The sequence below is a fragment of the Streptomyces albireticuli genome, assembly GCF_002192455.1.
GTDB classification, from domain to species: Bacteria; Actinomycetota; Actinomycetes; order Streptomycetales; family Streptomycetaceae; genus Streptomyces; species Streptomyces albireticuli_B.
In genome coordinates this window covers 7,205,064-7,226,943 of record NZ_CP021744.1, presented here as the reverse complement: position 1 = coordinate 7,226,943, position 21,880 = coordinate 7,205,064, and the positions used below count along the sequence as shown (strand labels likewise).

At 74.0% G+C, this 21,880-nt stretch carries 17 protein-coding genes; 6 read left to right on the top strand and 11 right to left on the bottom strand.

Features of this window, described 5'->3' with window-relative positions; all coding sequences use genetic code 11:
• Window positions 1–66: 66 nt before the first annotated feature.
• From SMD11_RS31115 to SMD11_RS31080, 8 genes are all read right to left on the bottom strand, one after another.
• Entirely contained in the window at window positions 67–1,290 is a 1,224-nt protein-coding gene (locus SMD11_RS31115) for a Cmx/CmrA family chloramphenicol efflux MFS transporter (protein ID WP_087929619.1), read from the bottom strand.
• 180 nt (window positions 1,291–1,470) lie between these two features.
• On the bottom strand, window positions 1,471–2,538 hold the full coding sequence (locus tag SMD11_RS31110) for a chitinase (protein ID WP_087929618.1): 1,068 nt from the start codon (window positions 2,536–2,538) through the stop codon (window positions 1,471–1,473).
• A 130-nt stretch (window positions 2,539–2,668) separates the two neighbouring features.
• The gene (locus SMD11_RS31105; protein ID WP_087929617.1) at window positions 2,669–3,775 is read right to left on the bottom strand and encodes a PP2C family protein-serine/threonine phosphatase; all 1,107 of its coding nucleotides are present in this window, start codon (window positions 3,773–3,775) and stop codon (window positions 2,669–2,671) included.
• A 147-nt stretch (window positions 3,776–3,922) separates the two neighbouring features.
• On the bottom strand, window positions 3,923–4,681 hold the full coding sequence (locus SMD11_RS31100; RefSeq protein ID WP_087929616.1) for an HNH endonuclease family protein: 759 nt from the start codon (window positions 4,679–4,681) through the stop codon (window positions 3,923–3,925).
• A gap of 310 nt (window positions 4,682–4,991) precedes the next feature.
• On the bottom strand, window positions 4,992–6,938 hold the full coding sequence (locus tag SMD11_RS31095) for a M6 family metalloprotease domain-containing protein (protein WP_234366242.1): 1,947 nt from the start codon (window positions 6,936–6,938) through the stop codon (window positions 4,992–4,994).
• A gap of 453 nt (window positions 6,939–7,391) precedes the next feature.
• The gene (locus tag SMD11_RS31090) at window positions 7,392–8,420 is read right to left on the bottom strand and encodes an SIS domain-containing protein (protein WP_087929614.1); all 1,029 of its coding nucleotides are present in this window, start codon (window positions 8,418–8,420) and stop codon (window positions 7,392–7,394) included.
• Between the two features lie 143 nt (window positions 8,421–8,563).
• The gene (locus tag SMD11_RS31085) at window positions 8,564–9,415 is read right to left on the bottom strand and encodes an SAM-dependent methyltransferase (protein WP_087929613.1); all 852 of its coding nucleotides are present in this window, start codon (window positions 9,413–9,415) and stop codon (window positions 8,564–8,566) included.
• Window positions 9,416–9,553: 138 nt separating this feature from the next.
• The gene (locus SMD11_RS31080; protein WP_087929612.1) at window positions 9,554–11,056 is read right to left on the bottom strand and encodes a SulP family inorganic anion transporter; all 1,503 of its coding nucleotides are present in this window, start codon (window positions 11,054–11,056) and stop codon (window positions 9,554–9,556) included.
• Between the two features lie 439 nt (window positions 11,057–11,495).
• On the opposite strand from SMD11_RS31080, the gene SMD11_RS31075 reads away from it, so the two are divergent.
• Entirely contained in the window at window positions 11,496–12,899 is a 1,404-nt protein-coding gene (locus tag SMD11_RS31075; protein ID WP_087929611.1) for an amino acid permease, read from the top strand.
• 86 nt (window positions 12,900–12,985) lie between these two features.
• Here the strand turns inward: SMD11_RS31075 and SMD11_RS31070 are convergent, their stop codons facing one another.
• Together SMD11_RS31070 and SMD11_RS31065 are read right to left on the bottom strand one after the other, a co-directional pair.
• Window positions 12,986–13,528, bottom strand: a complete 543-nt coding sequence (locus SMD11_RS31070; RefSeq protein WP_087929610.1) for a YbaK/EbsC family protein — start codon at window positions 13,526–13,528, stop codon at window positions 12,986–12,988.
• A 46-nt stretch (window positions 13,529–13,574) separates the two neighbouring features.
• Window positions 13,575–14,855: an MFS transporter gene (locus SMD11_RS31065; RefSeq protein ID WP_234366241.1), complete on the bottom strand. Its 1,281-nt coding sequence runs from the start codon at window positions 14,853–14,855 to the stop codon at window positions 13,575–13,577.
• 193 nt (window positions 14,856–15,048) lie between these two features.
• Between SMD11_RS31065 and SMD11_RS31060 the strand changes: the two genes are divergently transcribed.
• From SMD11_RS31060 to SMD11_RS31040, 5 genes are all read left to right on the top strand, one after another.
• Window positions 15,049–16,416 carry a DUF6002 family protein gene (locus tag SMD11_RS31060; protein ID WP_087929608.1) on the top strand — a complete coding sequence of 456 codons (1,368 nt, stop codon included), beginning with the start codon at window positions 15,049–15,051 and terminating at the stop codon, window positions 16,414–16,416.
• A gap of 59 nt (window positions 16,417–16,475) precedes the next feature.
• Window positions 16,476–17,384 carry an LLM class flavin-dependent oxidoreductase gene (locus tag SMD11_RS31055; RefSeq protein WP_087929607.1) on the top strand — a complete coding sequence of 303 codons (909 nt, stop codon included), beginning with the start codon at window positions 16,476–16,478 and terminating at the stop codon, window positions 17,382–17,384.
• Between the two features lie 77 nt (window positions 17,385–17,461).
• Window positions 17,462–18,250: a class I SAM-dependent methyltransferase gene (locus tag SMD11_RS31050; protein WP_087929606.1), complete on the top strand. Its 789-nt coding sequence runs from the start codon at window positions 17,462–17,464 to the stop codon at window positions 18,248–18,250.
• Window positions 18,247–19,395, top strand: a complete 1,149-nt coding sequence (locus tag SMD11_RS31045; protein WP_087929605.1) for a GNAT family N-acetyltransferase — start codon at window positions 18,247–18,249, stop codon at window positions 19,393–19,395. The genes SMD11_RS31050 and SMD11_RS31045 overlap by 4 nt, the downstream gene beginning before the upstream one ends.
• A gap of 12 nt (window positions 19,396–19,407) precedes the next feature.
• Entirely contained in the window at window positions 19,408–20,751 is a 1,344-nt protein-coding gene (locus tag SMD11_RS31040) for a hypothetical protein (RefSeq protein ID WP_087929604.1), read from the top strand.
• 14 nt (window positions 20,752–20,765) lie between these two features.
• On the opposite strand, the gene SMD11_RS31035 is transcribed toward SMD11_RS31040, so the two are convergent.
• Window positions 20,766–21,551 carry a maleylpyruvate isomerase family mycothiol-dependent enzyme gene (locus SMD11_RS31035; RefSeq protein ID WP_087929603.1) on the bottom strand — a complete coding sequence of 262 codons (786 nt, stop codon included), beginning with the start codon at window positions 21,549–21,551 and terminating at the stop codon, window positions 20,766–20,768.
• Window positions 21,552–21,880 lie beyond the last annotated feature (329 nt).

Sequence of the window (21,880 nt, the reverse complement as noted above, 5' to 3'; positions counted from 1 at the left end):
GCTAAAGGGTTCGACGCGTTTACGGAAACCAAGGGGCCGAGGCGGCGGCAGAGGCGTACGAGGTGGTCAGAGGCCCCGGCCGGCCGGCGCGGGGCGGGGCTCCGGCACCTCGCGGACCGCGGTACGCCCGGTCACCGCCGCCTGGCCGGCGCGCTGGAGACGGCCGGCCCACAGGACGGCCGCGCACCCGGCCGCGCCGAGCGCGGCGCCGACCCAGGCCACGGACGCGAAGCCGAGTCCGGCGTCGATGGCCAGCCCGCCCAGCATCGGCGCGAGGGTGTTGCCGACGTTGAACGCCGAGGTGTTGGTCGCGCCGGCCAGCGTGGGGGCGTCGGGGGCGAGGGGGAACACCCGCGACTGGAGGGCGGGGTTGGTGACGTACCCGGCCACGCCGAGCAGGAAGACCAGCGGGACGGCGACGGCCAGGTGCCGCGCCGTCAGCGCGAGCAGCGCCGAGACGACCACGAGCGCGCCCAGCCCCCAGGCGAGCGTGGCCAGCGGGTGCGTGGCGGCGGTGCGGCCGCCGATCACCAGGCCGATCAGCCCGCCGGCGCCGAACAGCGCCAGCACGGCGGGCACCCAGCCCTCCGGCAGGCCGCTCACGTCGGTGAGCACCGAGGCCAGATAGCTGAAGGTGACGATGACCGCGCCGAAGGTGAACGCCGTGACGGCGTACGAGAGCCACAGCTGCGGCCGCGCCATGCCGCGCAGCTCGGCCCGGACCGACCGGGGCCGCTCGCCGGCGCTCCCGGCGGGGACGGCCACCAGGGTGCACAGCAGGCTGACGACGGTCGCCGCCGCGACGGCCCAGAACGCCGCGCGCCAGCCGGAGAACTGACTGAGGACGGTGCCGGCCGGCACCCCGACGATGGTGGCGAGCGTGAGCCCGCCGCCGACCACGGCCACGGCCTTGCTCCTGGCCTCCGCGGGCACCAGGGCCACGGCCGTGGTCACGGCCACGCCCCAGAACCCGGCGTAGGCCAGGGCGCCCACGACCCGGGTGGCGAACAGCACCCCGTAACCCGGCGCGAGCGCGCCGACGACGTGCGCGGCGACGAAGACCCCTTGCAGGGCGACCAGAGCGGTCCGGCGCGGCCAGTTCAGGGTGGCGACCGTCAGCAGGGGCGCGCCGACGACCATGCCGATGGCGAAGGCGGAGATCAGCAGCCCGGCTCCGGGGATGGAGACCCCGAGGTCGTCGGCGAGTGCGGGCAGCAGGCCGGAGAGCATGAACTCCGAGGTGCCTTGGGTGAAGATTCCGAAGCCGAGTATGTAGACGGCCAGGGGCATGAACGCGTCCTCCGTTGCGGTGCGGGGCGGCGGCCCGGCCGGGCGGATTCTGAATCATCCGCTTCATAACCGGGCCGCGACACCCCTTGCGTGAGGTCGAACGCTAACACGTTATGGATCACTCGCTCCATAACCCCTGACGATCACACCACCGCCCCTTCCCGGACGGGCTCCGCGCACTCAGCGGCCCTGCAAGGCCTTCACGTTGTTCCCGAAGCTCCACGCCTTCGAGCCGTCCCAGTTGGCAGACCAGGTCATCAGCCCCTTCAGACCGCCCCCGTAGGTGTTCCACGCCTGGGCCACCAGCCCCGGGGTCATATAGCCGCCCCCTGCGCCCGGTTGCGCCGGCAGGCCCGGGACCTGCTTGTCGTAGGGGACCTTGATGGTGGTGCCCTGCACGACCAGGCCCTTGTTCAGGCAGTCCGTCTGCGCGGTGAAGCCCTTCACCGTCCCGGCGGAGTAGGAATCGCCGGAACACCCGTACATGTTCCCGTTGTAGTACTGCATGTTCAGCCACCACAGGCGGCCGTTGTCCGCGTACTTCTTCACGATCGGGAGGTACGCGCCCCAGATCGACCCGTACGTCACGCTGCCGCCGGTGACATAGGCGGTCTCGGGCGCCATCGTGAGGCCGAAGTCCGAGGGCATCCGGGCGAGGACGCCGTCGATGATGCGCATGAGGTTGGCCTGCGAGGCGGACGGCTTGGTGATGTCGCCGCTGCCGGTCAGGCCGGTCTCGATGTCGATGTCGATGCCGTCGAAGTTGTACCTCTTGAGGATCGGCACCACCGTCTCGACGAAGCGGTCGGCGACGGTGCTGGAGCCGAGGTCGATGCCGGCGGCCGCGCCGCCTATGGACATGAGGAGCGTGGCCCCCGCCTCCTTGGCCCGGCACATCTCGGCCGGGGTCGCGACCTTCACGGTGGCGTCCATCCCGTCCTCCCACAGGACGGTGCCGTCCGGGCGGATGACCGGGAAGGCCGCGTTGAGCACGTTGTAGCCGTGGTCGCGGAAACGGGCGTCGGTGATCGGCGCCCAGCCGAACGGCGGATGCACGCCGTTGGCCGCGCCGTCCCAGTTCTCCCAGTAGCCCTGGAGCACCTTGCCCGCGGGCTTCGACTTGACCGCGCAGGTCTCGTCCGCACGGGTGCCCGCCGCCGCTTCGGCGGGCAGCTGGGTGAGAAACACCAGGGCCAGCCCGGCCCCGAGCAGACGTGCCACTCTTCCGGACGTGCCGCTTCTCGTCATGGTCCCTCCACGCTCCCCTCCGGCCGCGCCCGACCGCACCGGGGCGCGGAGACACCCGGAGGGGGCAATCGTCGGAGGGCCCGGGCGGGCCGTCAATAGGTCTGGACCAAGTTGGGGAGATGGGCGCGGCTCACGCGTGGCGTTCGACGGCGACGAACGCGGCGTCGTCGTCGAGGGAGCCTCCCGCGTGGGCGAGCAGGCTCTCGTGGATCAGCTGGACGAGCCGCCGGGGTTCGGTCTCGTTCCAGGCCCCCACGTTCCCGGCGAGGTCGTAGAAGGCGCCCTGGGAGTCGCGCGCTTCGACGACGCCGTCCGTGTAGAGCAGGAGCACGTCGCCGCCGCGGTAGGAGAACGTCTCGGAGGCGTAGTCCTCCTCCGACAGCTCGCCGCCCACCCCGAGCGGGAGCGCCGGGTCACCCGCCGTCAGGAAGGTGACCTTCCCGTCCCGCAGGAGCAGCGGGGGCGGGTGGCCGCAGCTGATCAGCCTGACCAGCTCCTCGTCGGCCGGGACCTCCACGATCGCGGCGGTCACGAAGCTCTCGCCGTCGTCGGGCGCGCCGGTGGGGTCCACCGTGTTCCAGTAGACGGCGTTGTGCAGGTGCGCGACGAGCCGGGCCAGCGGCGGGTTGCGGTGGGCGGCCGCGCGGAAGGCCCCGAGCAGCAGGGCCGCGTCGCCGACGGCGGGCAGGCCCTTGCCGCGCACGTCCCCGATCAGGAAGCGCGTCCCGTACCGCCCGGGCGCCACCGCGTAGAGGTCGCCGCCGATCTGCGCCTCCGCCTCCGCCGCGACGTAGACGGACGCGATCCGCAGCGCGCCGACCCGGTCCGGGAGCGGCCGGAGCAGGACCTTCTGTGCGACGTCGGCGATCCAGCGGACCTTGAGCAGGGCCCGTTCGTGCCGTTCGTGGACGGCCCGGAAGGCCACGACGAAGAGCGAGACCAGGAAGAGCGCCACGGTCTGGGTCTGGTGGTTGGCCGTCGTCACCCCGCCGAGCAGCGCGCTGAGCAGGATCTGGGCGCCCACGGCGAGCACCCCGGCCAGGGCCGTGAGCCGGACGCCGCCGATCATGGCGGTGAGCGCCGGCGCCACCACGAGCAGCGGCCCCAGCTGGATGTCCTTGCCGGTCACCAGGTCGAGCACCATGATCACCACGATGAGCCCGAACGGTACGGCGAGCAGCGCGGGGCGGTGACGCCACGGCTGCCCGAGACCCGGCGGACGGAGCTGGAGGCGCATGACTCCTGCTTACCTTCCCGGCGCACCGGGTGCCTCTCCGGCGCGTCCGACACGCCTCCGGCCCCGCGCTTTCGGGCCCCCGCCCGGGGGCCCGGTCCTGGGGTTTCCGCCCTGGGGTTTCAGTTCTGGGATTTCAGTTCTGGGATTTCAGTTCTGGGGTTTCAGCGCGACATCGGGGCTGGACTCCGCCGGGAGGCGGTGGGCGGGGCAGGTGTCGAGGACCTTCCGCATCGCGGCGCCCTCCTCGGCGGTGACCCAGAGCTTGTACTCCTTCTTCACCGCGATCTGGCGTGCCACGTAGGGGCAGGCGTACGCCTTGTTCGGCGGCAGCCAGGCGGCGGCGTCCTTGTCGCCCTTGGCCCGGTTGGCCGGGCCGTCGGCCGCGATGAGGTTGAGGGGGTCGTTGGCCAGGGCCTCACGCTTTCCCTGGGTGAGCTTCTGCGCCCCGGTCCGCCACGCGGCCGAGAGGGCCACGGCGTGGTCGATGTCCACCGAGGAGGACGGGCGGCCGCGCTGGAAGGAGATCGTCCTGCCGGTGTACGGGTCCGCGAGCGTGCCCGAGGTGATCACGCACTTCTTCCCGCCGTCGAACACGGGGTCCTTCAGGTCGCGGCGCAGGATGTCGTTCCGGGTGTCGCACTTGTTGCCCGAGCCGGGGGCCTCCGTCTTGTCGGACCAGGCCGGGCCGAACGACTTGGCGCGGTCGTAGCCCTCCTTCGACGCGGCGGCCTTCACGGGCAGCTCCGCCAGCGCCGCCCGGGCGGTGCCCGGTTTGGCGTCGCTGCCGGAGCGGCGTTTTTCGTCCTCTTCGCTGGAGCAACCCGTCAGGGCCCCCAGCAGCAGGAGGGAGAGCGCGGAGAGGGCGGCGGAACAGGCGCGGAATCGGGTACGGGCACGAGGGCGCAACGGAACCTCATCTCCTCTGCGCGGGTCCCTCCGGCCGCCGGCGCGGAATCGCGGCGGAACCGCTGCGGGCCCGCGGGAAAACTCCGGTCCGGGAAAGCTGTGCCCTGCCCTTCCGCCGGAACCACCGGCTTCTCTCCGCGCCTCGACGCATCCGGGGATCCCGCCCCGGCGGGCCCGCGCACCGGCGTACGCACGAGAGGGAAAGGGGCGTCCGGCACCCGCACGCGACGCGGCCACCGCCCGTGAGGACGGTGGCCGCGTGCTGCCCGGGGCCCCGGGTGCCCGGCGAGGTGCCCGGGGCGCCCCGGGCCTACTTCTTCAGCGAGCAGGTGGCCTTGGCGGTCTTGCCCGGGTCGCTCTCGGAGCGTGCCGTGAGGACGACCTTGCCGTCCCGGTCGGCGCCCGCCTTGGCGTTCACCGCGACCTCGACGGGCACGGAGGAGCCGGCCTCGGCGGTGGCGAGCCGGTTGGGGAGCCAGGCGGACCAGCCGCGTCCGGCGGCCGTGGCCGACAGCCGGTACACGTCGGAGGACAGGTACGGCCCGGCGTCGGTGGCGCGGCCGGTGTTGGCGAGGGCGAAGGTGCACACGGCCCGGCCGTCGGCGGGGCGGCCCTGGGCCTTGCCCTGGCCGAGCGCGAGCCCGCGGGCCTGCGGGCCCGCGCCGTCCAGGGACTTGACGCCGATGCTGTAGGACAGCACGCCGACGGCGTCGCGCCGCACATCGAGGACGTAGAAGTGCAGCCGGTTGGCCCGGTCGACGTACTCGTACGAGCTGCCCGAGTCGGCTCCGGCGTGCAGGAGCGCGTCGCTGAGCTGCCGGTAGTCCCCCATGGTGATCTTCTGCGGGGTGCCGTCGGGGCGCAGGAAGTCCACCATGCCGATGTCCTCGGGGTGCGCGTCGATCACCCAGGCGAAGGGGGCGCGGTCCGCGTTCTTGGTCTTGCTGAGCAGGACCCCGTTGTCGGGCGTGAAGGAGTCCATGCCCATGCGGTCGACGACCTCGACGGTGTAGTTGTCGTAACCCCCGCCGTCGCAGAGGGGATCGGTGGCGCGGTCGCAGGTGGGTGACAGGTCGCGGCCCATGGTGATGTTGACGCCGGTGAGGCCCTTATCGCCGGGCGGCGCGGAGCGCGCGGTGACGCGGGCGACGACGGGCCCGGAGTCCTTGAGGGCGTCGCGGTCGAGGCGCAGGACGTTCTTCTCGTCGACGATGCCGAGTTTGAGCTTGTCCCGGAGCACGTGCTGGGCGCCCATCGAGCCGCCGGCGGTGGCGGGGACCTGCCAGCGCGTGTGCGGTCCGCCGGGGCCGTTGAACGAGCCCCGGGAGAGCATGCCCCAGATGCCCGTGTAGGCGCGGCTCAACGGGGTGCCGTAGGGGTTGTTGTAGTTGTCCCCGATGCCCAGGATGTGGCTGAGTTCATGGGCGAAGGTGGCCATGCCGGAGCTCTCGGCCTGGGTGGACGAGCCGTTCGCGGCGTTGGGCCAGATGCGGGCGGCGGCCTGCCAGGACGTCCACGGCACGTAGCGGGTCTTCGCGGCGTTCCCGCCGCCGGGGATGGCGGAGGGCGGGCCCCAGGCCGCGGGCACGTCCTGCGGGGACGCGAACTTCATCTGGCCGAACTCCTGCCAGGCGGAGGACTCGTCCACCCCCGCGGTGAGGTAGAAGACGAAGTCGAACTCCGCGGCCTTGTCGGCGCCCACGTCGGCGACCCAGTTACGCTTGCCGTCGGTGCGGATGTCCTTGCCGCAGGAGTCGCCGACCGGGCAGGCGCCGGGGTTCATGCCGGGCTCGATGCCGTACTGGTAGGACTTCCACGGCATCCGGTAGACGCCGAAGGCGGTCAGGTCCACGCCGACGCGGCCGCCGGAGTCCTCCATCCAGTACTCGTTGATGGTGTGGCCGTGGTTGAGGGCGCCGGGCTTGTTGAGGAAGTCCTCGTAGAACCGGGGAACCTGCGCGCGGGGGATGCCGGACGCGCTGGGCAGCGGGTTCCCGAACCGGGCGGCGCCGGGCGGTTTGCTGACGGAGAACTCCTCGTCGGGGTAGTCCAGGAGCACCAGGGCGCCCTTGAACATGCGCTTCGTGGGCTTGAGATCAGGGTCGGCCCAGTGCGTTCCCGGGACCGAGCGGTACTCGGCCCAGGTCATGTCGTCGGGGTTGCGCCAGTTCTGCGGATCGATCGGCTGGACGAGGGGCGGTCGGACCCGGGGGACGTCGGGCGTCGCCCGCGCGGGTCCGGCGGCGACGACGGCCACGACGCCGAGGAGCAGGGCGACGATACTCGACCGCCGTAATCGGCGTGCGCGTCTGGGGCGCGGGAACACGGCTCACCTCTTGCCTGAACATCGTCGGATGCGGACATGACAAGCTGTTTGTTCGAGTGTGCCTAGCGTGGCCAAGGTAGAGCTGAGGGAAGGCAGGACGCCAGAGTGCAGGCGTGACGTTCGTGAGGCGCCCCGGTCCAGGAGCCGCCCGCCCGGGGCGCGGCCCACGGCGGTCACGTGCGGCACGAGGGCGTACGTACGTCCGCCGCGGCGCGGCGGGTCCTCGCCGCGATCAGGTCGCGGCTCCTCCGGCCGCCCGCCAGGAGCGGCCTCAGGCGCCGGAGGGCCGGACAGGCGTGTCCCGCCGCCTGTCCGGCGCGTGGAAGGCTGCTAGGGCGACCCGGCCCCCACCGGCTCGCGGGCCGTCACCGGGCCCGGAGCCCGTCAGTACTCGATGCGGAACATGTAGCGCCGTTTGTCCGGGCCGTGTCCCCGCACCGCCTCCAGGTGCTGCGAGAACCGCGTCGTCACCGTGGCGAGCGCCAGCGGGCCGATCGCTCCCCGCGCCGCCGCGGGCACGCCCGGCAGCCGCAGCTCCGCCGTGTCGATGTAGTGGGCCTTCTTCGTGTGGCGGTCGAGGAAGGCCCGCGCGCGTTCGGCCAGCGGGCGGGTCGCGTCCTCGCCCAGGAAGAGCAGCACGGCCTGCTCCTCCGTGACGATCTCGAAGGCGCCGTGGAAGAACTCGCCCGCGTGGAAGGCGGCGGCGTGCTTCCACTGCTTCTCCAGCAGATGGCACATGGCGAAGGCGTAGGCCTCGCCGTACTGGGGGCCCGAGGCCAGCACATAGGTGACGGGTTCGTCGGCCAGCGCGGTGGCGAGGGCGTGGTTGAGCTCCTCGGTCTCCTCCAGCGTCGCGAACAGCGCCTCGGGCAGCGCCTCGTACGCGGCGCGGACGGCCGCGTGGTCCCCCTCCGCGCCGGCCGCCTCAAGGAAGGCGTGGGCGAACTGGCCGAGCAGGACCTGCCGGGGCGCGACGACGGTGTCGTTGCTCCCGTAGGTCCAGGCCGCGTCGGACATCCTGGCCAGCGGGCTGTCGGCGGCGCGGGTGACGGCGGCGACGCGGGCTCCGGCCGCGCGGGCGAGGCGCGCGGCGGCGAGGGACTCCTGGGTGGTCCCCGTGTGCGAGCTGACCAGGACGACCGAGCCCGCGCCCAGAGTGGCCGGCCGGCGGTGGGTGAACTCGGCGCTGGTCATGCACCGCACGGGGAACGGCGCCCCGGCCTCCAGCAGGAAGTGCGCCGGGCAGGCGTCGGCCAGCGCGCCCCCGCAGCCGACGAGGAAGACGCCGGTCACGCCCGTCGCGACGGCCTCGGCCGCGAAGTCGCGGACGGCCCCGTTCCGGCCGAGCGCGAGGGCGACGGAGTCCCTGAAGTCCTGGGGTATCGGCTGGAGCCGGGCGGAGGTGGTGGTCACGGGTGCCCCTCATCGTCGAAGGCGCGGCGGGAGTGCCGGTCGGTGTCTGGCGCCTTTCCCTTACCCGCCCCTTCTCGAACCGCCTCCGCCCCGGGCCCCGGTCCGGGAAGGGGCGGGACCGGGAAGAGCCCCGCCGCGGCCGGCTAGCTCGGGCGCCGCCCGTGTGTCACGCCCCAGCGCAGCTTCCCGCCGCGCGCGGCCTCCACCCACACCGGCAGGTTCTCCAGCAGATGGCCGACGTACGCGTCGCTGACGATCCGCCGGAGCTCCTCGGCACGCGCGCCGGTCTCCGCCGTGAGCCGCGTGTAGTGGGTGAGCAGTTGCTCGCTGTGGTCGTCGAAGCCGACGTCCGTCAGCGCGAGTTCGGTGAGCCGGTCCCGGTAGGAGGACGGGGTCGCCAGCGCGTCCACGCCGAGCCGGGACACGGCCGGACGGAGCGCTTCCGCGGGGACGTCCTCGGCGGCCATGATGTCGGTGAAGGCCAGCGCGCCGCCAGGCGCGAGGACCCGTACCGCCTCGCCGAGCGCCTTGTCCCGGTCGTCGCTGTGGCAGAGGGCTTCCAGGGAGCAGACGGCGTCGAAGCCGCCGTCGGGGAAGGGGACGTCGTGGAACGAGCCGGTGACGACCTCGACGAGGCCGTCCAGACCGCGCTCGGCGTTGGTGGCGCGGTGCCGTTCGTTCTGGGCGGCGCTGAGGTTGAGCGCGACGACGCGGCAGCCGAAGCGCTCCGCCAGGTAGCGGGCGGTCCCGCCGTAGCCGGAGCCGAGGTCCAGCACGGAGCGGCCGGGGCCGAGCCGGTCGGCGAGCTTGTCCGCCACCCGCTCGACGGTGCGGCGGGAGGCGTCCGCGACGGGCTCGTCCGGGTGCCGGTAGATGCCGGTGTGGATGTCCTCGCCGCCCCATACGGAGCGGTAGAAGGCGTCGACGTCGGTGGAGTCGTAGTAGCGGCGCGTCGCGTCCTCGCCCGCGCCCGGCGTGCTGGTGTCCTGGCTCATCGGTGCTGACCTCGCTCGTCGCTCGTCGTCGACCGGGACCGGCCGGGTTCAGCCTCCCCACCCGGCCGACGGTGATCACAGGGACGAACCGGCCAATGTTCGATCAGCTCCGCGGGCACCGCGCCCCGGACCCCGGCGTCACTGCCCTCCCGCGAGCTCCCCGCTCAGCGCGCCGTGCAGCTTCGCGCTCGCCCCGTCGAGGCCGGTGATCTCCACCGTCTTGCCGCGCTGCGCGTACTTGGCCTCGACGGCGTCCAGCGCGGCCACGGAGGAGGCGTCCCAGACGCGCGCCCCGGAGAGGTCGACGACGACCGTGCCGGGGTCGCCCGCGTAGTCGAAGCGGCCGGTCAGGTCGTCGGACGAGGCGAAGAAGAGCTCGCCGGTCACCGTGTAGACGACCCGGTCGCCGCCGGGCGCGAGGGCGGCCTCGACCCGGACGGCGCGGGACACCCGCCTGGCGAAGACGGCCATCGCGGCGAGGGAGCCGACGATCACGCCGACGGCGAGGTTGTGCGTGGCGACCACGCAGCCGACGGTGACGACCATCACGGTGATCTCGCCCGCGGGCATCCGCCGGAGGGTCCTCGGGGCGATGGAGTGCCAGTCGAACGCGGCCACCGACACCATGATCATGACGGCGACGAGGGCGGCCATGGGGATGTCGGAGACGACGGGGCCGAAGACGACGCACAGCACCAGCAGGAACACCCCGGCCAGGAACGTCGACAGGCGGGTACGGGCGCCGGACACCCGTACGTTGATCATCGTCTGGCCGATCACCGCGCAGCCGCCCATGCCGCCGAGGAAGCCGGTCACGATGTTGGCGACGCCCTGGCCCATGGACTCGCGGGTCTTGTCGGAGGGGGTGTCGGTGAGGTCGTCGACGAGCCGCGCGGTGAGCAGCGACTCCATCAGGCCGACCAGGGCCATCGCCAGCGCGTACGGGGCGACGGTGGTCAGGGTCCCCACCGTGAGCGGCACGTCCGGCAGGCCGGGCACCGGCAGCGCGGAGGGCAGGTCGCCCCGGTCCCCCACCGTCGGCACGGCGATGCCCGCGGCCACGGTCACCACGGTGAGGACGACCACGGAGACCAGCGGCGCGGGCACCGCCTTGGTGATCCTGGGGAACAGCACCATCAGCCCGATGCCGGCGGCGACGAGCGGGTAGACGGCCCAGGGCACGTCCCGCAGCTCGGGCACCTGGGCCAGGAAGACCAGGATGGCCAGCGAGTTGACGAACCCGACCATCACGCCGCGCGGGACGAACCGCATCAGCTTCGCGACGCCGAGCGCGCCCAGGGCGATCTGGAAGACACCGGCGAGGATGACGCAGGCGATCAGGTACCCGAGCCCGTGCTCCCGGTTCAGCGGCGCGATGACGAGGGCGACGGCCCCGGTCGCCGCCGAGATCATGGCGGGCCGGCCGCCCACGACGGCGGTGGTGACGGCCATGGTGAACGAGGCGAAGAGGCCGACGCTCGGCGCGACCCCGGCGATGACCGAGAACGAGATCGCCTCGGGTATCAGGGCCAGCGCGACGACCAGGCCGGCCAGCACCTCGGTGCGCAGGACCTTCGGGGCGAGCCAGGACGGGCGGGAGCCGCGCCGCCGCGCGCCCCGGGACGATATGGAGGAGGGCAAGAAGAAGTACCTGTCGGGATCGGGCTCCGCCCGGGGCCTCGTCGGCCGGGCACGGTAAGGGGCCGGGCAGCACCGGCGCCAGGCAACTTTACCCGCCGGCCCCCGCCCGGCCCGGCGTCCCGCGCTCCCCCCGGACCAGGCGGCGGACCGCTCTGTTCCACGTCCTCGCCCCGGTCCGTCGGCGCGATCGAGCGCATGAATCCGGCCACTTGGCGCGCTCAACGACGTGATCGCCACTGGTGGGGCGGGTGTGACGCGTGAGAGGTTCGCGCCATGCAGGCCCCCGAGCCGTCCCGGCCGTCCCGGGCCTGCCGAAGCTCTGGTGCGGGACGATCACGCTGCGTGAGGCGATCGTCCGAATATCGGACAGGCGGATCGAGTCTTCGCCCGCTTGCCCATACTCGTAACCCCCGATCTCGCATATTGGACAGGTACGACCATGAGCCGGACAGTCCCGTCCCCTCCCCCGCCGACCGAGACCGCTCCGCAGCAGGGCACCCCGCTGTCGAACGGACTCAAGCAGCGGCACCTTTCGATGATCGCCCTCGGCGGTGTCATCGGCGCGGGCCTCTTCGTGGGCTCCGGCGCCGGCATCGCCGCGGCCGGCCCGTCGATCGTGCTGGCCTACGCCGTATCCGGGCTGCTCGTGATGTTCGTGATGCGCATGCTCGGTGAGATGTCCGCCGCGAACCCGGTCTCGGGCTCCTTCTCCGTTCACGCCGACCGCGCGATCGGACGGTGGGCGGGCTTCACCGCCGGCTGGATGTTCTGGACCCTGCTCGTGGTGGGCGTGGCGATCGAGGCGATCGGCGCGGCGCACATCGTCCAGGGCTGGCTGCCGGGCACCCCGTCCTGGATGTGGGTCCTGATCTTCATGGCCTTCTTCTGCGGCAGCAACCTGGCCGCGGTCTCCAACTTCGGCGAGTTCGAGTTCTGGTTCGCCGCGCTGAAGATCGCCGCCATCGCGGCCTTCCTGGTCCTGGGCGTGCTCGCGGTCATGGGCGTGCTGCCCGGCAGCGACTCGCCGGGGTCCGCGCACCTGCTGCACGACGGCGGCTTCCTGCCCAACGGCATGGACGGGCTGCTCATCGGGCTCCTGGCCTCCCTCGCCGCGTACGGCGGCCTGGAGACGGTGACCATCGCGGCCGCCGAGTCCGAGAACCCGGTCAGCGGTGTGGCGAAGGCCGTGAGGACGACGATGTGGCGGATCGGCATCGTCTACGTCGGCTCGATGCTGGTGATCGTCACGCTGATCCCGTGGAACGACGGGGCCGTCACGGCGGACGGCCCGTACGCGGCCGTCCTCGACCGGCTCGGCGTCCCCGCCGGCGGCCAGATCATGAACGTGGTGGTCCTGATCGCGCTGCTGTCGGCGATGAACGCCAACATCTACGGCTCCTCGCGCATGGCCTACTCGCTGGTCTCGCGCGGTCAGGGGCCGAAGGCCCTGGCCAAGGTCTCCGGCGGGGTGCCGCGCCGCGCGGTGCTGGCGTCGTCCGCGTTCGGCTTCTTCGCCGTCCTGCTGTCGTACTGGTGGCCCACCACGGTCTTCGCCTGGCTGCTGAACATGGTCGGCGGCGTGGTGCTGATCGTCTGGGGCTTCATCGCCGCCTCGCAGCTGCTGCTGCGCCGCCGGACCGAGCGCGAGGCGCCCGAGCAGCTCGTGGTGCGGATGTGGGCCTTCCCGTATCTGACCTGGGTGACGCTGGCCGGTGTGGCCGGCGCGCTCGTCCTGATGGGCCTGGAGTCCGACACCCGCGTCCAGCTGTACTCCACGGGCGGCCTCGCACTGGCCCTGGCCCTGATCGGGTACCTCCAGCAGCGGGCGGCCGCGGCGCGCTGAGGCCCGCCGCTCGCCACGAAGGCCGGCCGCCCTCCCGCAAAGGGGAGGGCGGCCGGCCTTCGGCGTACCCGGGCCGGCGCCGTGGCCTATCCGACCGGCAGGCCGAGCCCCGGGAGGACCTGGGCGCCCGGCAGCCCGGCGAGCAGCGGGCCGGGGACCCAGAGCTTGGAGCCCCGGATCCCGGAGCCCACCACCAGCCTGGGGTGGGCGGCGACCGCGGCGTCCACCAGGATCGGCCAGCCCGCCGGGAGCCCGACCGGGGTGATGCCGCCGTACTCCATGCCGGTGGCCGACAGCACGGTGTCCATGGGCGCGAACGACACCTTGCGGGCGTCGAGGTGGCGCCGCACCAGGCCGTTGACGTCGGCGCGGCCGGTGGCGGGGACGACACAGGCCGCGTAGCTCGTCGTCCCGCCCCGCTTGGCGGCGACGACCACGCAGTTGGCGGAGTCCGCCAGGGCCACGCCGTACGCCTCGCAGAACTCGACCGTGTCGGAGAGCGCGGGGTCGATGGCCGCGACCTCCACCTGGGCGGCGGCCCGCTCGCTCCAGCCGCCGAGGGCGGCGGCCACCGGAGGGGCCATCAGATCGGTCCGGGACAGGGCGGGGCATACCTCGGTCGTGTGCATGGACCCATCCAACCGCACCGGCACCACCGGCCGGCCGACGGGTGGATCATGCCCGCACCGCCCGCCGCCCGGACGGGAACCGGCGCACCCGCGGGGAGAGCAGGGCCGCCGAGGTGGCGAGGACGACGAGGCCGGCGCAGCCCAGCAGGGCGGTCCGGGGTCCGGTCGCCGCGGCGACCGGACCGGCCACCAGCAGGCCGAGCGGGGCGAAGGCGAGGGAGCCGAACCAGTCGTAGGCGCTGACCCGGGAGAGGGCGTCGGCGGGCACCTCGCGTTGCAGCGTCGTCGCCCACAGGACCCCGAAGACGTCACCCGAGACGCCCGCGGCGAAGGCCGCCACCGCCGTCGCCCAGACCGGGGCGGCCACGCCCAGCAGCACCATGGGCGCCGCCGCCGGGAAGGTGGCCAGCACGGCGACGAGGACGGGGCGGCGCGCGCGGAGCCGGACCGCCATGGCGGCGCCCACGAGCGTGCCCACCGCCTGCGCGGCGACGACGAGGGACCACTCCCGCGCCCCGGCGGGGCTCCGCCCGCTCGCCAGCGGGCCCAGGACGCCCACCGTGGCGTTGACGGCCGCGACGACGAAGGCGTACTGGGCCACCACCACCCACAGCCACTGCCGTGAGGTGAACTCGCGCCAGCCCTCCCGGAGGTCGGCCCAGCCGGATCCGCCGCGCCGGCGGTGGGCCCGGACCGGCCGGACGCCGGCGATCAGCACGGCGCTCGCGAGGAACGACAGGGCGTCGAGGGCCAGCGCCCAGCCCGCCCCCACCCGGGCGACGACCGCCCCGGACAGCGCCAGGCCGAGCACCATGGCGACGTTGGTGCCCATCCGCAGCAGGGCGTTGGCCTCCGTCAGCCGGTCGCGGGCGACGATCTCCGGGACCACGGCGGTCATCGCCGGGGAGAAGAGCGCGGTGGCCGTCCCGGCCGTCGCGGCGAGCAGGGCCATGGCGGGGAGCGGCGCGTGTCCGGTCAGGGTCATGACGGCGAGGCCGGCGTAGGCGAGTGCGCCGGTGGACTCGGCGACGACCATGAGGCGCACGCGGGGTATTCGGTCCGCTATGACGCCGCCGGCCAGGACGAAGAGCAGCTGGGGAAGCATCTGGCAGGCCAGTACCAGGGAGAGCTTCCCCGGGGTGGCGCCGGGCAGGCCGAGCACGGCGAACGCCAGGGCCACGCGGGCGAATCCGTTGCCGAGGACGGACACTGTCCGGGCCCAGGACAGGAGTTGGAAGTTCCGGTCGCGCAGCGGAGCAGGCGCGGACGGGGGAACGGGTGCGGAGGGTGGCGACGGCGGGGCGGGCCGTCCGGATGAGCGACTCACTCCGCCAGTGTGCGTCGGCCGCCGGGAAGGGAGACCGGCTTTTCCGGGCAGATGACTGTTTTCCGGCCAGATCTCACCAGCTTCTCCGTAACCCCCGGACAGGGACATTACGGGGTCTAGCATGGGTCATCGGACATGCTCAAGGACGTTCCGGTGAGCCGGCCCACGGGGTCCGGCGGTACGGGAGGGACCGATGGGAGCACGCGGGCCGTCGGTTCTGGACAATGCGCTCACCCACTACTACGACCGCGTCCAGACGGCGCTCCACCGGGTGGCGGAGAGCCGCCGCGCCGACGCCCGGAAGGACTTCTCCCCGGGCCCCCTGCTGACTCCCCCGACCGACCGGTTCCGTGCGTACGTGTCCGTATCCGGTCTGGCGGCGACCGAGGCGGGCGAGCACCACGGGGTGCGGCTCACCCTGCTGGACCTCATGCGCAACCCCGGCACGAGAACGACGAAGACCATGGCCTCACTGGTCATCGTGGCGCGCGCCGCGCACCACGTGCGGGAGACCGGGGAGCGTCTGATGCTCCTCACCCCGTCCTCCGCGAACAAGGCCACGGCCCTGCGCGACGCCGTCCTGCGCGCCGTGGACCACGGCCTGGTCACCCGCGACGGGCTGCGCGTCGCCTGCGTGGTCCCCGAGGAGTCCGCCCACAAGGTGTGGCGGTCCCGGCTCTCCGACGACCCGGAGCTGCGCCGCCGCAATCCGGTGCTGGTGCACGCCGGTTCCGGCGCGGCCGTCAAGGCCCTGGCGGGCGAGGCCGCCGGGGACGCCGCGGCCCGGATCCGGCACCTGACCGGCGTCCGCGTCTGGCACACCCTCGACCTCGACAACTACCGCGCCGCGGACACCGTACGGGCCTACTTCGAGGACGAGTACCTGCCGCCGCGGGACGGCCGCGTCCGCTGGCACTCCCACGCGGTGTCCAGCGCCTTCGGGCTCCTCGGCCACCACCTCGGCACCAGGCTCCTCGCCCGGGAGAAGATCGGCTCCGGCGCCGCCCGCCCGTCGCCCGGCTACCTCCTCGTCCAGCACCTCGCCACCCCCGACATGGTGCTCGGCCTGCACCGCGACGGCGGGCTCCCGGCGTACGGCCTGGACCGCGGGAGCGGGCTCTTCACCCAGGCCGCGAACCCGCGCTTCCCCGCCGCCGCCGACGACCCGTCGGAGTCGATCGACCCCACCTTCTACACGAAGACGCCCGCCACGGCCCCCGCGATGAGCGAGATCGTCCGGACCCAGGGAGGCGGGGGCCTGGTCGTCTCACGGCACGAGTGCCTCGCGCGGTACGCGCGGGTCCGCGCCCTGGTGGCGCCCGCCGGGATCCAGCTGCCGTCCGACCCGGCGCGGCTGCGCGAGTGGTCGCTGGTCATGGTGGTGACGGGCACCCTGCTCGCCGTCGAGCGCGGCCTGGTCGAGGCCGACGAGGTCGTCGTGCACGGCTCCGGCTCCTACACGGCCGACGACTTCGCGCCGCTGCCGGCCGCCGCGCTCCGGCCCGTCGGGAGCGTCACGGACGTCGCCGACGCGCTCCACGCGGCCGCGGCGGCGCGTTAGGGAGGGCGCGGCGGGGATGCGGGAGACGCGAGGGACCCGGGCGGAAGGAGGCGGCGAGGATGCGGACCGGGATCGTGATCCTTCCCGAACACCCCTGGCCGGAGGCCCGCCGGCACTGGCTGCGCGCCGAGGAGCTCGGCTTCGACCACGCCTGGACCTACGACCACCTGTCCTGGCGCTCGCTGCGCGACGCGCCGTGGTTCGGTGCCGTCCCGCTGCTGGCCGCGGTCGCCGCGGTCACCACCCGCATCCGGCTGGGCCCCCTGGTGGCCACCCCGAACTTCCGGCATCCGGTGGTGCTGGCCAAGGAACTCATGACGCTCGACCACGTCGCGGACGGCAGGATCGTCGCGGGGCTCGGCGCCGGGGCGGACGGCCCCGACACCCGGGCGCTCGGCGGCCCACCGCTCTCCCCCGCCCGCCGGGCCGCCCGCTTCGAGGAGTTCGTCGCCCTGACCGACCGGCTGCTGAGCCAGGAGCGCACCGACCACGAGGGCCCCGTCTACACCGCCCGGGGCGCCCGTACGGTGCCCGGCTGTGTGCAGCGCCCCCGCGTCCCCCTCGCGATCGCGGCGACCGGGCCGCGCGGCATGCGCCTGGCGGCGCGGTACGGGTGGGCGTGGGTGACCCACGGCACGGCCGCCGGGCCCGGCGAGCTCCCCGCGGCCGAGGTGCTGCCGCTCCTGGCCCGGCAGTCCGCCCTGTTCCGGGAGGCCTGCGCACAGGTGGGCCGCGCGCCCGCGGAGGCCGGCCGCATGGTCCTCGGCAGCCGGCTGGTCCCCGGCCTCACGGACTCCGTGGACCGGCTGCTCGGCTTCGCCGGGGAGTGCGCCGCGCTGGGCTTCACCGACCTGGTCCTCCACCGGCCCAGGCCGTCGGGGGTGTTCGCCGGGGACGCCGCCGCCTTCGAGGAGGTCGTGGCGGCCGCGCTCCCGCGCCTCGAACGGCTCCGGGCCGCGGATCCCTAGCGGTCCGGGGGAACGGCTGACGGCGCCCCGGGCCGCACGACCCACGGCGGAAGGCACCGGCGGAGAAGGAAGCGGACGTGGAAGCGGACGAGAGGACCGGCCGGGAGCCGGACGGACACGGCATCGGTGACTACGGCCGGACCTTCGGCGAGGTCTACGACGACTGGTATCCCCCGGAGTTCGCCGACGGGGCCGCGGCCGTGGCGGCCCTGGCACGCCTCGCGGGCGGCGGCGAAGCACTCGAACTGGGCGTCGGTACCGGCCGCGTGGCCATACCTCTCGCCCGGCGCGGCGTCCGCGTCCACGGCGTGGACAGCTCACCGGAGATGCTGCGCCGGCTGCGCGGCAAACCCGGCGGGCACCTGGTGCGCACGGTGCTCGCGGACATGGCCGACTGCGACCTGGGCCGCCGCTTCACCCTCGTCTACTCCGTCTTCAACAGCCTCTTCTGCCTCCCCGACCAGGCCCGGCAGGCCGCGTGCCTCGCCGTCGCCGCCCGCCATCTGGCACCCGGCGGGCGGGTCGTCGTCGACCACCAGATGCCCGCCGACGTCTCCCCCGGGGTCTCCGTCCGGCACTTCCACACCGGGGAGGACCGGTTCCGCTTCTCCGTCGTCGACTGCGACCCGGTGACGCAGGTGATGGAACGGCGCACCGTGGCCGTCACGGACGGCGGCGTCGTCTCGTACCGGTCGGTCATCCGCTACGTATGGCCCGGTGAGCTGGACCTGCTGGCCGCGGCGGCGGGGCTGGTGCCGCTGGCCCGCACGGCCGACTGGCAGGGCTCGCCGATGAGCCCGGACAGCCCGGGGTGCGTGTCCGTCTACCGTCACCGGTCCCCCGGCGAAGGTCCGGGCGCGCGATGACGGCGCCCGGCCTCCCCGGCCCCCGCCGTCCTCCGGCGCCCGCCCCGGCCAGGTCGGCGGCCCCGTACCGCGCGGTGCTGCGGGCGCGGTACGCGTGGGACACCGGTCCCCGGCTGGCGGCCGTCCGCGTCCGGTGGGACGGCGCCCGGCGCCCCTTCACGGCCTGCTCACCGCCGGACGGCCCGGTGCGGCTGTGCTACACGGGGCTGGGTGACGGGTCGCGTCACATCCTGGCGTTCCTCCGGCAGCGGGGCGTGGACACCGTGGCGACGCGGCCCGGCGCACGGCACTCCGCGCCCGTGGACATCCGGCTGTCCGGGCTCCCGGCCCGGCGCGTGCCCGTGCCGGGGCCGGCCACGGTCGTGCTGCCGTTCCGCGTGCGGCTCGTCGTCCCGGTCGGTGCCGGGCCCGGGGCCCTGCGCGCCCGGATCTCCGCGCGCGAGAGCCGTACCTTCCGCGCCGGCCGCGCCGCGCGGGGGTGGACGTGGGAGACCGGCACCGGCCCGCACGCCTTCGACCACTTCTACGAGCGGATGCACCTGCCCACCATGCGCCGCCGGCACGGGGAGGCGACCCGCAGCCTGTCCGCGGCCCTCGCCTACGAATGCCTCTTCCGGAAGGGGATCCTCTTCTTCCTGGTCGAGGACGGCACCCGGGTGGCCGGGGTGCTGTGCGCCCGCGGCCGGCACCACCGCGTCCTGACGATGCGGCTGCTCGGCGTCCTCGACGGCGCCGAACGGTACTACGCCGACGGCGCGGTACGGGCGCTGACGCACTTCACGCTGGAGTGGGCGGACGCGCACGGCTTCGACCACGTCGACCTGTCCGGCTGCGAGCCCTTCCTCAGCAAGGGGATCTTCCAGTTCAAACAGCGGTTCCACCCGGAGTGCCGGCTGCCGGACGACCACTTCGGCGGCAAACGGCTGGTGCTGCGCGTCGGGCGGGACACCCCTCGGGTGCGGGACCTGCTGGTGGCGAACCCGGTCATCGCCTGCGGCGACGACGGCTTCGAGGCCCTGTACTTCCACGACGCGGACCGGCCGCCGCGCACCGACCTGGCCTGGCGGTGCCCGGGCGTCCGCCGCGCCCGCCACGTCCCGCTGGACGCCTTCCTGCGGGACGTGCGGGAGCCCGGGCCCGCCTGAGAGGGAAAGACCATGACCGAGCACCACCCCTGGTTCGGCTCGTACGCGGTGGACGTCCCCGCCCGGCTCGGCGCGGCCGGCGTCCGCGACGTCCTCCGCGAGGAGATGCGCGACCTGGGCTTCCACGAGGAGCTGGTGTCGGCCCGGCCGCTGGTCGTCCCCGCCCGCGGCGCCGCGGAGCTGTACGGGGCGGCCGCGCGGCTGCTGGACCTCCTCCGCCGGGCCCTGCTGGCGAGCGGGCCCACGGCGCGGCACCGGATGGCCGCGCTGGGCGTGGACGAGTCGCTGCATCCTTTGTTCGTCGACGACCGGCTGGAGGAGCGCTACTGCGGCTGCATGGCCCGCCCCGACGCGGTGATCGGGGAAGACGGTCCGCGGTTCCTGGAGTTCAACGTCGGCGGGGCGGTCGGCGGCGCCGTCCACACGCACATGATGACGCGGGCCTGGCGCCGGGTGCACGGCGGCGCCGGCGGTGACCGCGCGCCCTTCGACGGCCCTTCGCTGTTCGGCGCCCGCCGCAGGCTCTTCGCCGCCGTCTGCGAGGAGCTGGGGCTGCCCCGGGCCGTCGCCCTGCTGGGCACCGTCCGTGACCTGCCCGGGGTGGGCAGCGCCCGCTACTTCGACGTCGAGATCGGCCACCTGCGGCGGCACGGCTTCCGGGCCGAGTTCCTCGAACCGGAGGAGCTGGACCGGGCGTACGACCCCGACGGCCGCTTCCGGTTCCCCCTGGGCCTGCGGCACTTCACGGTCACCGAGTGGCGCGAGCACGGCATCGACCTGGCTCCGGTGCGCCGGGCGCTCGACGCCGGGTGCCTCTTCCTGGCGCCGCAGACCGCCTTCCTGATCTCCAACAAGAAGGTCCTCGGGTGGGTCTCGGAGGGACTGCCCTGGATGACGGGCGCCGAGCGGGAGCTGGTCCGCCGCTACCTCCCCTGGACCAGGGTCGTCCGCGAACGCCGCGTCGCCTGGCGCGGCCGGGACCACGACCTCGGCGAGCTGCTGGTGCGCCGGCGGCCGTGCTTCGTGCTCAAGAAGGCCGTCGGCATGTGCGGCGACGGCGTGCTCCTGGGGCCGTCCACCGACCCCGTCGTGTGGGAGCGCGCCGTCGGGCGGGCGCTGCGTGAGGAGGACAGCGTCGCCCAGGAGTACGTGGAGGCGGGGCGGTGCGCGGCGCTGGTGACCGACGGGACGGGGTCCGGCACCCGTCCCACGACGATCGCCCCGCTCCTCGGCCCGTACGTCGTCGCCGGGAAGCCGGCGGGATGCCTGGTCCGTTACTTCGCCTCGGGCGAGAGCGGCATCGTCAGCATGTACGGCCACGGGGCCCTGATCAACGTCCTGGTGGCCGGTCGCTGACGGGGCGCTCGCCCTCAGAAGGCGGAGTTCGCGGTCCAGCGCGCGAGCAGTTCCTCGTCCCCGTCCACCCGGAAGGCGTCCGAGTCGTGGCCGAGGCGCCCGTACAGGAACAGCAGCAGGTCCGCGGCTGCCGCCCGGACGGACACGTCGGCGCCGGTCCCCTCCGGTTCCCGGCCCGCGGCCTCCACGCCGAAGCCGTCGGGGCGGAGGCGGACGAGCCAGTCCCCGTCGGTGTCGGCGCACCGGAAGCGCAGGGTCTCGCCGTCGCCGCGGAGGTCCGCCACCTTGGGGGCGAAGAACGCGGCGTGGGGCAGGTTGACGAGGAACTCGTCGACGGCGTCGGTGGCGAGGTCACGGTCGATCCCGGACCGGAGGCCGAGGGCGCGTTCCGCGTCGGTGCGGTGGACCAGCGTCTCGATCAGCATCCGCCGGATCCAGAACCTGGCGTGCTGGTCGGCTCCCCAGGCCCACATGGGCGCGTCCGGGTCGAGGCCGTCGAAGGCGCTCGCGGCCTCGGCGGCGCTGTCCGCCAGCCAGTCCGGGTAGCCGTCCTCACTCGCCGGCAGCCGCAGTTCCACGTCGCGGCTCCGCGGCGGCTCCTGGACCCGCCGGCGCAGGAGTGCGGAGAACCAGCGCTGCACGCTGCCGGTGTGCTTGACGAGGTCGGCGAGCGTCCAGCCCGGGCAGCCGGGCACCGGGAGGGTCAGGTCCGCGCCCTTGACCGCCGCCACGAACCTGGCGGTCTCGGCGGCGACGGCCTCGCGGTGGACGGCGGAGGCGGTGGCCCGTGGGTTCGACATGTGCGTTTCGCCGCGCTTCCTGGTGCTCCGGCCCGGGGGCCTGACCCTCGGGATCTTCTGAGGGGCAGCCTGCCACAGCGGCCTTGGCGGCCGGCGGGCGGGCCGGGGTGCGCCCTGCGGGCGGCTTGTTCCCCGCCCCGCCCCGCCCCTTCCCGCTGTATCCGATGTGCGGCTCCGCCGCGTGCGGGGCTCCGCCCCGGACCCCGGTCCTCGAACTCCCCCAGCTACCGCTGGGAGGTGCCCCCGGACGGGCTGACTTCAGCCCGTCCGGCGTTTGAGGACACCGCGCGTCAGCGCGGAAAGGGGGTCCGGGGGCGAAGCCCCCGGTT